This window comes from Sulfobacillus sp. TH-112 (assembly GCF_057473405.1).
The window spans coordinates 1-13707 of the sequence record NZ_JBYCKN010000045.1; the positions used below are offsets into that span (position 1 = coordinate 1).

A 13707-nucleotide genomic window follows, 5' to 3' on the forward strand; every position below is an offset into this window, starting at 1 on the left:
ACTCGGATTATTTTGCGGACGGAACGCCGCCGCTACGCATGGATCCCCGAAAAAGCGGTTATCCACAGCGGGTCGAAGGGCACAACGCAAAAAGCTCATAACACATGCAACTTGATTTTTTGACGATAGATGCACTTAGAAAAAACAATCCCAGTTGGAAACTTTTAATGGCTGATTCGGCGCCACTAGTGGCCAGCTTCCTCTATCAAGTATTCATTCAGGCCAACGGCCGTGAGATTCCCTACGGCGACATGGAAGCCAAGTTAGATGATCTTCTCTCTGCTATTCATGAAACCTGGGGCCCGGAGATCTTTTCCCGACGTGCCCACGAATATTTGGATGAGTGGGCTAATGTGAATCATGGCTGGCTTAGAAAGTACTATCCTCCGGGAAAAGATGAGCCACACTATGATCTCACGGTGAGTGCGGAGAAAGCGATTCGGTGGCTGGAGAGCCTCGAGGATCGGCAGTTTGTGGGGACGGAGTCCCGACTGATGACCGTCTTCGAATTGTTGCGGCAAATAGTCTCCGGTCAAGCGCAGGATCCGATGCAACGTATTGGAGAACTGGAGCGACGGCGGGCAGAGATTGATCAAGAGATCGATCAAATTCGCCTTGGGCATCTTGTGATAATGGATGACTTGCAGGTTAAAGATCGGTTTCAGCAGGTGGTGTCTACAGCCCGGGATCTGCTATCCGATTTCCGTGAAGTCGAACAGAACTTTCGGGAATTGGACCGAAGAACCCGGGAACAAATCACGCTCTGGGAAGGTAGTAAAGCGGATCTTTTAGAACAGGTGTTTGGCCAAAGTGATGCTATTGAAGGGTCAGATTAAGGGAGGAGCTTTCGGGCCTTTTGGAACTTTCTTATGGCTGCCGATCGCCAAACCGAGTTGTCGTCGCTGTTGGAGGCGGTCTTTCAGATGGATGCGGTGTGCTCACTACAGCCGGATATGCGCCTCAAGCACATTCATTATGATTGGCTTGAGGCAGGAGAGCACACGCAACGAACCTTTGCGTTGATTTCCCAGCAATTGCGTCGGTTCTTGGATGATCAAGTACGTTTGGAAAATCGCCGGATTATGGAGATTCTGCGGCAGATTGAGCAAAAGGCTTTAGCGGTGACAGACGATCCGCCTCGTCAGACGGCGTTTTTGACCATGGATGACGCATCGCCGCAGGTGGCGCTTGCGGTAGAACACACGATGTATACACCTCCTAAACGGGTTGTGGTGGATAGCGACGTGCTGGAATTGGGCGATCAAGACATTGACATGGATCTGCTGTTTAGCCAGGTCGTCGTGGATCGCGGACAATTGGAGCGAAACGTGCGCCATGCGTTGGACGGGCGAACGCAGGTCACTTTGCCAGAACTGCTTTCTCTTTATCCCTTGGAACACGGGCTGGCTGAGCTCATGACCTATTTGGCCATCGCTAGCGAATCGTCTAGTGCGACATTTGACGAGACTATGCGAGACATCGTGGTATTGGATGCACGAGAGGAGGGGGGACGCCGTGCCCGAATTGTTCGCGTCATCTTCAGTCGCTGAATCGAGCAGTCGATTCTCTCGCGTCCTCATTGCTCTCTTTAAGGGGGTCTTGTATCAAGAAGGCCAACAAGATCTCTTTCAAGCCCTCTTAGATCACGCGAACGCCGTTAAGGATTACGTCGCCGTGCTGGGTCTAGAACTCTTGGTGGATGAAGCCGAGGGATTTGCCTATCTTCAAAACCGGGACTCATTGGAGGGAGAGGAGGCTTTGCCGCATTTGGTGGCGAAGCGTCCGCTGTCCTTTTCGGTGAGTTTAGTGCTGGCGCTTTTGCGTAAGCGACTTTTAGAGGCTGAATCGTCTGGGGAATCCCGCCTTATCATGTCTCGAGATGACATTCTGGATATGGTGCGTGTCTACCTCCCTAGCCGGGGCAATGAAGCTAAAGTCGTGGACCAGGTACAAAAGACGGCCATTAACCGCATTGTGGAGTTGGGCTTTATGCGGGAATTACGGGGTCAAAACGGCGTCTATGAGGTGATGCGCATTATTAAAGCTTTTGTCGATGCCGAATGGCTCAGCGAATTTAACGAGAAGCTCAGCGCGTATCTGATGTCACGCGGGAGCGACGCGGCGCAAGAGGGAGGAGCGTCGAGTGGCTAGCAAAACATGGGAAGATCAGCAGATGTTCTTTGCAATTCCGGACAAGGCGCCAGGATTTCGTCTTCATCACTTGGAGGTCTTTAATTGGGGAACCTTCCATCGCAAAGTATGGTCTCTTCAGGTGAACGGGGAGACCAGTTTACTGACCGGTGATATTGGGTCAGGGAAATCCAGCTTAGTGGATGCCATCACCACCTTGTTGGTGGCACCGCAACGGATTGTCTATAATAAGGCGGCAGGAGCGGAAAATAAGGAGCGGAGCTTGCGTTCCTACGTTCTCGGTTATTACAAATCGGAGCGTAGTAATTCTGGATACAGCGCACGGCCTGTGGCATTGCGTGATGAAACGAGTTATTCGGTGATTTTGGGGACCTTTCACAATGATGCACTGGGAATGGCGGTCACGCTAGCACAAGTCTTTTGGGTGCGCGACAAGACCGAGCAGCCAGAACGGTTCTATGTGATTGCGCATCGTGATCTCACTGTAGAACAGGATTTTTCCCATTTCGGGTCGCATGTACCAGATTTAAAAAGACGGCTGGCGAGTCAGCCGGGCTGTACGGTCAAAGACAGTTTCAAAGAATACCAAACGCTCTTTCGGCGCAGTTTGGGCATCAAGAATCCGCAGGCGCTTGACCTCTTTAGTCAAGCCGTTTCCATGAAATCCGTAGGCAATCTCACCCAATTTGTCCGCGAACACATGCTGGAACCCTTTGATGTACAAACGCGTATTACCCATTTAGTGCGGCACTTTGACGACCTCAACCGCTCGCACGAGGCGGTCCTCAAAGCGAAAAAACAACTTGAAATGTTAGAGCCACTGGTGGTGGAAGGCCTCGAGTTCGAGCACATTGATCGCCAGATTGAGCAATGGCAGGCCATGGTCAAGGCACTTCCGGGGTCTATCGCACGTCAACGCATCGACCTTTTAACGATCCAGCTGGAGCAGTTGGACGAGGAATCCACCCAACTCCGTCAAAAGGTCGAGATGGCAGCGACTGATGTTCGGGCATTGGAGGGCAGGGTTGCCGACCTTCGCCGTGCAATCGACGACAACGGAGGCCAGCGCTTGAGTCAAATTAAGCGAGAAATGGTCGACAAAGAAGAAGAAAAAGGACGTCGCAAAGCGCGGTGGGATAAATATTGTGGGCATCTTGACGAACTCGGTCTCAGTTCGCCCTCAGACGACCAGGGATTCGGACAAATTCGGCACATGCTGAAGGCTATGCGGACGCAACTGGATGAGGACTTGCAAAAACTGGGTACCGAGCGAGACCAACTTAGTGGCGATTTGCGGGACGAGAACAATCAGTTGCAGCCGATGGTGGAGGAGCTTGAGTCTCTCAAAAAGCGCAAAAGCAATATCCCCGCACCTCAGATTGAGATGCGCAGGCAATTAGCCCGCAGTATTGGAGTGCATGAAGAGGTATTGCCGTTTGTCGGAGAACTCATTCAAGTGCATGACGACGAGGCCATCTGGGAGGGGGCTATTGAGCGGCTCCTACACAACTTTGGCCTGTCACTTTTGGTTCCAGAAGACTACTATCGGGCCGTTGCTGGGTGGGTGGAAGAGACCCATCTGAACGGGCGGTTGGTCTACTACCGTGTTCTACGGGGCGAGGTCGCCAAACGATCTGAGATTCATCCGCAGTCAGTAGTCCGCAAGCTCAGCATCCAGCCGCAAACGCCGTTTTATGCATGGTTGGAGCATCAGCTCGCTTCTCGTTTCGACTACGTCTGTACTCAGAACTTAGACGATTTTCGTCGGGAACCGTTGGCGATTACGCCAGGAGGTCAAATTAAAGGGCGGGACCGTCATGAGAAGGATGATCGGCACCGTATTCAAGACCGCACCCGCTACGTACTAGGGTGGGATAATCGGCCCAAGATTGAGGCATTAGAACGCAGGTGCCATGTCGTAGAGCAGCGTATCGCGAGCATCACACAGCGGATGAAAGTTTTGGATCGTGAGAAAGGGCACCTCGATAGTCGGAATCGAACTATCGACCGTCTAGACGGTATTAGCGACTATCGCGAGGTTGACTGGGGACACGTAGCCGCTGAGATTGCGCAACTTCAAGAGGAAAAATATCGCCTCGAGCGCACTTCCGATATCTTGAGGACACTCCAGCAGCAATTAGAGGAGGCGGTTCATGAGCTCGAGGGGATTCGCGAGTATGAGAAGAAAATCTTGTATGCATCGGGGGCTAATGAAAACCGCATCAAGGAGTCCCAACGAGCGCGTGAAAAGGCTCAGGCGATGATAGGAGAGACGCCATCCGTCACCATAGCAGAGGGCTTAAAAGAGGTTCAACGTCAGTATGGCAATTCTGTGGATGTGGTGGAGCATTTGCCAGATTTAGAACGGTGGATGGCGGAGCATTTTGCCAGCCATATTCGTGATGCGCGATCACGCCGAGACACGCTACAGACGCGGGTCACCAAGGCGATGTTACAGTATCAGTCCGCTTTTTCTGTCGAAACTCGCGAGATGGATGCCCGGATGGAAGCATTACCCGAGTACCAGCGCGTCATGGAACGGCTCAAGGCTGACGATTTGCCACGGTTTGAAGAGAAGTTTAAAACACTGTTGAATGAGAATACCATCCACGAGATTGCACAATTCCAAGCGCAGCTAGCCAAAGAGCGCGATATGATTCGGGATCGGGTAGGACAAATCAACCAGTCGTTGGCAGAGGTGGAATATAACCGCGGCCGGTATATACGGCTGGATGCCGACCAGAATCCGGATCGCGAGGTCCGAGAGTTTCAGCAGCAGTTACGGGCAGCTACCGAGGGGAGCCTCACGGGTTCCGACAACGAGCAATATTCAGAAGCCAAGTTTCTTCAAGTGAGGGCGATTGTGGAGCGGTTTCGGGGCCGGGAAGGGATGGCCGAGCGGGATAGCCTGTGGACCGCGAAGGTGACCGATGTGCGCCATGCATTTACTTTTTCCGCCTCGGAGCGCTGGCTTCACGATGATACGGAATATGAGCATTACACCGATTCCGGAGGCAAGTCGGGGGGCCAGAAGGAAAAACTCGCGTACAGCATTTTGGCGGCCAGCCTCGCCTATCAGTTTGGGATCGACGGGGATAATCCTCGGAGTTTTCGGTTTGTGGTCATTGACGAAGCCTTTGGCCGCGGGTCGGATGAGTCGGCGCAGTTTGGTTTGGAACTTTTTCGTCATTTGAATCTTCAGCTATTAATCGTGACGCCCTTGCAAAAGATTCATGTGATCGAGCCGTATGTGGCCAGTGTGGGTTTTGTGCATAACGATCAAGGGAAAAACTCTCAAATTCGCAATGTGTCCATCGAAGAATATCGAGCTGACCGGGAGGCGCGCGGACGATGAAGGAGTGGACTCGGTCCGACGCCATTCGATCGCGACTACACCGGGAGTGGGAACGGGGCCGCATTCTCGCCCATTTATGGGAAGGCGATACATTTTTCCCATATCGTCTGCCGCTTAGTGGACCCAATACCCATGACATGGTAGACCGTTATGGGGCGGTTCGCGAATGGATTCACGAGGTGAGTAGCTGGCAAACACCAGACGTGGTTGTTGAATGGCGTGACTTCAAGCATTCCATATTGGGGCAAAACCAGGTGCCCACCGCGCTGACGATAGCATCAGCTGAAGCCGCGCTGCACTGGATTGACAAACAGGAAGAGGCCAATCAGGCTACCATGGCCTTTCACTGTATTGAGCACGAGTTGCCGAAGTTAAGGGGATGGGCTTTAGCCCACCCCCTTAAGGTACTCGAGTGGGCAGAGGACTGGCCTCGGCTCATTGCCGTGGCGCGTTGGGCGAAGGAGTATCCTCGCTCTGGACTCTATATTCGGCAAGTCGATGTTCCGGGGATTGACACGAAATTTGTTGAGCGTCACCGTAGCATTTTGATGGATGTACTGGATCAGGTGCTAGATCCGACCATGGTGGAGCATGAGTCTACGGGCATATCAGGATTTGAAGCACGTTATGGCTTTCGGCAAAAACCGGAGATGGTGCGTTTTCGTTTTCTTGATCCCCAGCAAAGTATCCAAGGGATGACAGACGTGACCGTGCCAGGCGGCGAGTTCGCCCAACTCCGACTTCCCATTCGGCGGATCTTCATGATGGAGAATGAGATTGAATTTCTGGCGTTTCCGAACATGTCTGCGAGCCTCGCTATATTTGGATCGGGGTATGGTTTAAAGCGGTTTCACGAAGCGCATTGGCTATCAATGGTACCACTCTATTATTGGGGCGATCTTGATACCCACGGGTTTGCTATTTTAGATGAACTTCGTCACTATTTTCCGCATGCCGAATCGCTCTTAATGGATGAAGAGACGCTTTTAGCATTCCAAGAATTTTGGGACCGGGAGAATCGTCCAAGCACCCATACACTCACTCGTCTGACGCTTGCTGAATCGAATCTTTATGAGGGCTTGCAGCGTCACCAATTTGGCGAGGGCATTCGCTTGGAACAAGAGCGCATTCCACTTCACTGGCTCATACAGCGATTGACCCTCATGGGTATCCCCAAAGAATAAGAAATTGGTGCTAAATAATCTGCCATCTTCCGGTAAGCGATTGATCGGGCGGAGGATCTTGGTGCAGAGGAATTTTTGATCCTGACTGCGGGGAACGTCCAATGTTATCCGCGGTCGTTTCGAATACCCCTTATCGGTACAGTGAGGTCCTCTAGTGCTGACTTCAAGAAAAAATATAATGAATGTCAGCAAGGCTCCTCTTGTTGTAGGCACCCAGGGTACAGTGGTCATCGGGTAGGAGTGCGCGAAGATATTACGGATGAGCGGACCCGGTCTGCATAGTCCAGTCCTGGGCAGTTTGCTCGACGTGATTTCACTGTTACTAAACACACTTTCCTCGCTTGCAGGCCTGAGACCGTCGGTCCGCCCCGTCTACCCTGGGACAAATGACGATCGACACCGGCATTATGAAGACTTTCACTAACGGCAGTCTTTATGGAAGGAGTATAGGGCGCAACTAGGTGTTATGGCTAACTCGCTTTGTCGTTGATTGAGATCAGATAGTCGCCATGACTTCCGCCCCTTGTCCTCGCATGGTCGGTGAGCCGAAAAATCATCCGGGGGATTTCACAGCATTTGTTCCGGGACATAGACGATGGGAGGGACGGCTACAGAATGCTGCGATATTGATTGGGTTTGAAGAAAGAAGGTAAGAATCACTATGTGTAATTGCGATGTGCGGGAGGGAAACGCTTTGCTTGTGAAGAATGATGCTAGCGTGTCGATGAAAGTGCACACAAACGTTCTGTGCCCTAAGATAGTCTGGCATCGAGCGGTTGTGCTGGGAACAATCGGTGGACGAGGACATGCGGCGGCGTGGGGAGGTCTCTCGCAATAGTCGATGGTATCCGGAGATGGAAGGGAGGGGGACGGTATCGACGTTCGTCTTATGCCATATCAGCCGTACTGGGTTGACCAATTTGCCGAGGAAAGTGCGCGACTATGTGGGGTGTTTGGACCGGCGCGAATCGCCCTAGAGCATTTTGGTAGCACGGCGGTTCCGGGTATGATGGCCAAGCCCGTAATTGATATGTTGGCGGTGGTCGACTGGTCTCAATTGGGTGCGGGATGGATTGAGGAATTGATACAGGTAGGCTACGAGGATTCGGGAGAATGGGGAATCCCGGGACGGCGGCTTTTTCGTAAGGGAGGCGAAAAAAGAACTCATCACCTCCACGTCTACCCTGTAGGACATGGGGAGATTCGCCGTCACCTGGTCCTACGAGACTTTTTATCGAGCCATCCCCATGAAGTGAGGGCCTATAGTGCGTTCAAGCAAGGCCTGGCGTCCCAATACACCGATACTCGAGATTACAGTCCCGCCAAGAAACTATATGTCCAGAGCCTTGAGAAGCGGGCATTAGCCTGGAAAGAGAGAGGGGAGCGAGACTAACAATGCCGATGTCATCCTATTATCGCGTCCTGCGGGAGAAGATCGGACCGATGGCTATATTCAACCCTAGTGTGGCAGCCGTCATTAGGAATGATCGAGGGGAGATTTTATTTCAAAGGCCCCAAGGGTCGGAGGAGGTGTGGAGTCTACCCGCAGGAGCCATCGAACTCGGAGAAACTCCTTTTATGGCGGTGGTTCGCGAAGTCTATGAGGAGACGGGATTGCGAGTGAGCCCCCTCGGCATCCTTGCCGTTCTTGGGGGAGATGCCTTTCGTTTTACCTATTCGGATGGCAATCAGGTGGAATATTTAGTGGTGGTATTTTCTTGCAGTATTTTGTCCGGGGAGCTTCGATGTTTAGACGGAGAATCAGTGGAACTGCGCTACTTTTCTGCGCAGGAACGTCGGCCCTTGGCGCTTCCTTACCCTGAAGAGATCTTTCGAGTCAGCGAGGCGCCTACCTGGTTTGAACGATGATGAGAACGCGTCGATCATTGCCAAAGTGGATTCGTGGACCCTGTAGTACTTCACATTGTACCGCACCGATTCAGTGGCGGAGACTGTCCCGTACAATGTGTCTGAATGAGACTCTCGAAGGAGAGAACACCACATTCTCGGAGGGAATAATGGATGATAACCTGGGTTAGTAATGCCATTGGCTAATGGATGACGCCGGATCCCGAAGAGGAACTGATGATGGTGGGGCACGTCGTCAAGGAGGATGATGGGCTCATTCTTGTCGATCCCCCGGTTCGTCCTGGACTTCCGCACCTCTTGGCAAGCTATGGCGCGGTGCGCGCCATTATCCTGACCACGCATGATCACACCCGGGGGAGTCGCTATTTGAGCGACTGGTTTGGGTGTCCCATTTATGTCCCCGCGCAAGCCGACCGAGACCGTCTGCATTATGGTCGCGTCGTTCAGGCAAAAACGTATGAAGATGGCATGGGCCTTCCGGGAAATCTTGTGGCGCGGCGCATGGTGGTCACGCTGGTTGGAGATCGCCCCTACATGGATGAGATGATCCTTCAGAGAAAGGACGCCTTATTGATCGGGGACCTTGCGGCGGGAAATCCCGATGGTACCTTAGCGGTCTCACCTGAGCAGTTTTCGGCAAGTGGCCAGTTGAAGCAAAAGACAGCAGCTGTCGCACGTGCCTTGCTAGGACGTCTTACTGTTCCGCCACAGTTGGTCCTGTCTGGTCACGGATGGCCCTTTTCGGGCGATTGGCAGGGTCAGTTGGCTAAGCGCATGCCAGTGGATGCGTGAGGATGGGTGGAGCCGGATGCCTGATATACTCTCAATCTTCTGGTTTGGGAAATGGGATAGTCAAATCCAAATACTAGGTACTGGCGTGGATAATCTAGACGGTTCGGTGCGTGTAGGAGCGAGTCGGACCCGAAAGATATTTTGTTTGGGGAGGATGGAATGATGGCCGAAGCAGAGAAAACCCAGCATGTCCGGGCGGTGGTAGCGGTGCACTTATTTTTGCAGCGCGGACCCCAAATCTTGTTGCTGCGCCGACACAATACGGGATACGAGGATGGCCATTACAGCGTACCAGCGGGCCATGTGGAATCGAACGAAGGGATTCGTCGAGCTATGCACCGGGAAGCCGAAGAAGAGATTGGGATTCACATTTTTGACGATGATCTCGTCCCGGTTGGCGTTCTGTATCGGAAATCCGACGCGGAGCGGGTCGATTTTTTCTTTGCGTGCTCCACATGGGAGGGCGCCGTTACCAATTGCGAGGTGGAGAAGTGCGACGATCTTCGGTGGTGCGATGTGGCGCATCTTCCCGACAACATGGTGCCTTACGTACGACACGCGATCGCGCTATTTGGTCAAAGAGAACAGTGGTTCGGGGAATTTGGGTGGGGATGTTAGGGCGCAATTCGAGGCTAACCAGTGTTGTTAGAGGCATTGCAGCAGGGGATGACGATCAAGGGAGAGGTCTTGGATTACACATCTCATCAGGGGCGCTTTGCATGACGTTTCTTCAGAGCGTTACGCGCCTGGGGTTTGCGCTGGAAAACCACCGACGCGGCCACGGCTGGCCAGATTATCGGGCTATCGATGGCGTATGGGACGCCGTCAACGACCGAATCCCCCAATTTGTATCAGACTCCAGCGGCCCATCCGGGTTATGGCGGAGCGGATTTTCAGCCTAAGAGCACCACGTGTGAGAGGGGGGCTAGGGTTTTAGAGGAGAGAAGCTGGAGGAGGGATGGCGTTTTTGACGCCGTCGCCATCCAAACGCTAATAACGCTGATAGGAGGATGGCAGGATCGGTCACTGTCAACGTCAGCGGGTCGACGATGTGCAGCACGATGGCCCGTCCCACTATGGGGGTAGAAATGTTGAGGGCAATAAGCATTAGTGCCGCGACCAACACCCAGACAGTAACCATGCGGCCCCGATTGCTCAGACCCAACCCATCTTGAATATTGATCGCAAGGCAAGATACATGGGATGCGATGTTGAGGATGAGCGCGATGACCCAGACGATAATAATGAAAAGACCGGGTTTACTGATAAAGAGGGTAGGTACGGTGAGATTCGAGAAGACATAAATGGCAGGCCACTCCAGCATTTTCGCGACAGTTGGTCCCAGTGTTCCCACGACGACCATGTAGGTTGTGACGACGACGAAGCTTTGGACGGCAATGGCGGCAAAGGCCAGGCGTCGAATCTCGTGCCAAGAGGTCTCGCGAACGTGTATGCCCATCGTCACAATAAGGTCGCCTTGTACCCATAAGAATAATGTGGATACGACTCCCTTCAGAATGGGCGTGACCGCCAAGAGACCGGACGGACGGAGGGCGGCCCATTGGTGAAAACTACCGAGGGCCATGAGGACGAGTAGCACAAAGGCTCCGAGAACAAAAGGAAACCACCAGTGAACATTGCGCGCGAAGTGAGACAAGGATTTCGCGGCGAGCCAGCCCACCATACCGAGGGTTGTCACCGTGAAAAGGCTAATAGGGCTCATGGGATAAAACTCCATGTGGAGCAAGTGGCTAAAAAGCGAGGTGAGGGCGCCATCTAGGATGAGGTAGCTCATAATCGTCCCGAAGTACAGCGGCCAGCGTAGCCACCCCCAAATCCATCGCATCCGAGCAAGCGCGCTGTTACCGTGAAGACCCGCCGGCCAAGACGTTTGCCACCAAACAATCGCAAACGCGAGACTAATCGAGAGGAGAAGGCTCCAGGGCGCGTCCATGCCGGCATCGGATAGGACGGCCTGAGGCCAGATGTAAATACCTCCGGCGATCACAGAAATAGCCGTGAAAAAAAAGAATTGACTACGACTCATCGGTTCAACTGGGCCGACACTCATTGGATCACCCCCTCCCCTTGCACGATACCGCGGACGACAATAGTGGCGTGAATGGGGAGTGTGGTCAACGCATTTGGGAGAATGTCAGCGGCCGCCGAAGGATCCAACCACGAAGCCTTTTTGGCGTAACCAAAGGGATCGGTGTGGGTCTCGTTGGCCCAGGCAATGGCGAGAAGACTCCGATGAAGAATGGCGGCGGCCAACGCATTACCCACATCCACTTCCTTGGCTCGCGTGATCGAATCCCCTGGAGGGATTTCGGTAATATGGCCCGTGGCGGTAATGTGCACGGTAGCCTTGACCGCGGTTTTGGTGAGGTGTAGCGTGACTTGGGCGTGGTCGTGAATGCCGGACACGGCATAGGATGTGCCCATCGACTGCACGGGGAGAGAACCATTGATGGTGTGGCCCATGAGGTACATATAGCCTTGGGTCACGGGGGAAGGCATCAGTAGCGGTTGTCCCTGGGCAGGGAAGACTTCCAATTGGTGCACCGACGCGCCATCCGTGGCAGGAGTAAAAAGCGGCAGGATGGGAGAGATACCGGGCGTCTCATCGCGCATCCACCAATTCCACGCGCGCACCCCCGTGATCCCGGCGTGACAGCCGACACAATTAAAATAGGCGGATAAATAAAAGGACGGAACGACCGCTTGCGGAGAGTTTTGGAGTAGCAGTATCTTTGGGGATACTTTGGAGGAGGCGACCCAAAACGAGGCCGGGATGCTGCCCTCCATATTGATGGCGTCGATAACTTGGCTCACATCCCCAGTAGTCATGCGATGGCTGACGAGAAGTAACTCCAGGTCTCCCAGGGACACGTGATGGGAAGCTTCGCGTTGAATGTTCAGAAGTGCTTCAGACCACGAGGGCGCGTGCGTGGATAGGCTATAGTACTGCGCACTGGGTTGGATGGACGAGAGGTTCGTCACGCTGGTCGTGACATTGGGAAAGAGAAAGGTCCAGTTGTCGTGGGAAGAGACCCCGATAGCTAAGACCACCGCACGTTGGGCAATGTTGCGTTGGTCCCAGCACCCGGTGAGACCGACGGTAAGTAGGCAAAGCATCATAAGCCACGACAATGCTCGTCTCATGGGCGCATCTTCCGTAGATGCGGGGGAGGGCTTGACACGGGAGGCCCCATCAATCGGTCAGGGGTGGGGTGAGGGCCGGAGGAGCGCCGACGGAATAGATCCCACGGGACGCGCCATAGCGTGTCGTTCCAATCTGGCATTCGAAAAGGGGCGAACGGTTCAAAGTAGGGCACTCCGAAGGAGTTCATGGAGATGAGTGTACCCATGAGCCACACTGTTACCAGCACAATTCCATAGATACCCACAATGGCCGCCGCCATGAGCATGAGAAAGTCGACGAGACGCCAGGAGCCGGTTAATTCGTAGACCGGAACGCTATAAAAACTCAGCGCGGTTAAGGTGATAACCACAATCATCTGCGGACTCACGAGCCCCGCTTTGATGACGGCGGTGCCGACCACAATACCGCCGACGGTGCCGATGGTTGTTGACAGCGCTTTCGGCAGACGCAGGGCGGCCTCGCGTAGCACTTCAATCACAAAAATCATTAAAATTGCTTCGACCAGAGGGGGGAAAGGTAGTCCAACATGATCACCCGCCGTTACAATTAGGAGGTCGGGGGGGAGAAAATTCGTATTCACTTCGGTCAAGGCAATGTAGAGCGCCGGCAAGTAGACCCCCATGGCCCAGCCGAGCAGGCGAATAATGCGAATAAAGGATGTGTCATACCAGCCATCACTATAGTCCATGGCGGTACGATAAAAGTCGATGAGCGGTGCGGGGGCGGTGAGGACAAAGGGGTCGCCCTCGATGCAAATGACCACCCGGCCAAACAACAACGCTTTGCACGCCACATCGACGCGCTCGGTGCAGCGGATGGTCGGAAAAATTGACCGGGGATGATCGCGAATTAACCCTCCGATGACGCTGGCGTTTGGCCGGCCATCGATTCTGATGCTTTGCAGACGTTCTTTGACGACGGCGACGAGTGCCGGATTGGTGAGACCGTCGATCATGGCAATCATCACGGGACTGTGTTGGAGACGTCCGAACGTTACCTCGTGAAACTGTAGACGTGGGTCGAAGAAATTTCGCCGGATTTGACTCATTTGAGTGTAGATGTCCTCCGTAAAGGCCTCTTGCGGTCCGCGGACCGACAGTTCAGTCTCGGGCCGTCCGATGGAACGCTTGGGAAATTGCGCGGTATCGACACTCCAGACAAAGGATAATCCCGGGGCAAAAATCATGAGA

At 53.5% G+C, this 13707-nt stretch carries 10 protein-coding genes and 1 pseudogene; 8 read left to right on the top strand and 3 right to left on the bottom strand.

Annotated features, from left to right (window positions below; all coding sequences use genetic code 11):
- Nucleotides 1-167: 167 nt before the first annotated feature.
- The 8 genes and pseudogenes from ACOJWD_RS02885 to ACOJWD_RS02920 all read left to right on the top strand — a co-directional run bounded on the left by ACOJWD_RS02885 (nt 168) and on the right by ACOJWD_RS02920 (nt 9969).
- Nucleotides 168-1550, top strand: a pseudogene (locus ACOJWD_RS02885) (DUF3375 domain-containing protein).
- Nucleotides 1516-2151, top strand: a complete 636-nt coding sequence (locus tag ACOJWD_RS02890; RefSeq protein WP_486991719.1) for a DUF4194 domain-containing protein — start codon at nt 1516-1518, stop codon at nt 2149-2151. The pseudogene ACOJWD_RS02885 and the gene ACOJWD_RS02890 overlap by 35 nt, the downstream one beginning before the upstream one ends.
- Nucleotides 2144-5506, top strand: coding sequence for an ATP-binding protein (locus ACOJWD_RS02895; protein ID WP_486991720.1), 3363 nt, complete (start codon nt 2144-2146; stop codon nt 5504-5506). Before ACOJWD_RS02890 ends, ACOJWD_RS02895 begins: the two co-directional genes overlap by 8 nt.
- On the top strand, nt 5503-6690 hold the full coding sequence (locus tag ACOJWD_RS02900) for a Wadjet anti-phage system protein JetD domain-containing protein (RefSeq protein ID WP_486991721.1): 1188 nt from the start codon (nt 5503-5505) through the stop codon (nt 6688-6690). The genes ACOJWD_RS02895 and ACOJWD_RS02900 overlap by 4 nt, the downstream gene beginning before the upstream one ends.
- An 889-nt stretch (nt 6691-7579) precedes the next feature.
- Entirely contained in the window at nt 7580-8083 is a 504-nt protein-coding gene (locus tag ACOJWD_RS02905; protein WP_486991722.1) for a GrpB family protein, read from the top strand.
- Nucleotides 8084-8133: 50 nt separating this feature from the next.
- Entirely contained in the window at nt 8134-8559 is a 426-nt protein-coding gene (locus tag ACOJWD_RS02910) for an NUDIX domain-containing protein (protein ID WP_486991723.1), read from the top strand.
- 216 nt (nt 8560-8775) lie between these two features.
- Nucleotides 8776-9351, top strand: coding sequence for an MBL fold metallo-hydrolase (locus ACOJWD_RS02915; RefSeq protein ID WP_486991724.1), 576 nt, complete (start codon nt 8776-8778; stop codon nt 9349-9351).
- Nucleotides 9352-9513: 162 nt separating this feature from the next.
- Entirely contained in the window at nt 9514-9969 is a 456-nt protein-coding gene (locus tag ACOJWD_RS02920; RefSeq protein WP_486991725.1) for an NUDIX hydrolase, read from the top strand.
- A 307-nt stretch (nt 9970-10276) separates the two neighbouring features.
- On the opposite strand, the gene ACOJWD_RS02925 is transcribed toward ACOJWD_RS02920, so the two are convergent.
- The 3 genes from ACOJWD_RS02925 to ACOJWD_RS02935 all read right to left on the bottom strand — a co-directional run.
- The gene (locus tag ACOJWD_RS02925; protein ID WP_486991726.1) at nt 10277-11422 is read right to left on the bottom strand and encodes a GerAB/ArcD/ProY family transporter; all 1146 of its coding nucleotides are present in this window, start codon (nt 11420-11422) and stop codon (nt 10277-10279) included.
- Nucleotides 11419-12516: a Ger(x)C family spore germination protein gene (locus tag ACOJWD_RS02930; RefSeq protein WP_486991727.1), complete on the bottom strand. Its 1098-nt coding sequence runs from the start codon at nt 12514-12516 to the stop codon at nt 11419-11421. The genes ACOJWD_RS02925 and ACOJWD_RS02930 overlap by 4 nt, the downstream gene beginning before the upstream one ends.
- Nucleotides 12513-13707 (bottom strand): spore germination protein (locus tag ACOJWD_RS02935; RefSeq protein WP_486991728.1); only part of this gene is annotated, 1195 nt, incomplete at its 5' end. The genes ACOJWD_RS02930 and ACOJWD_RS02935, both read right to left, overlap by 4 nt.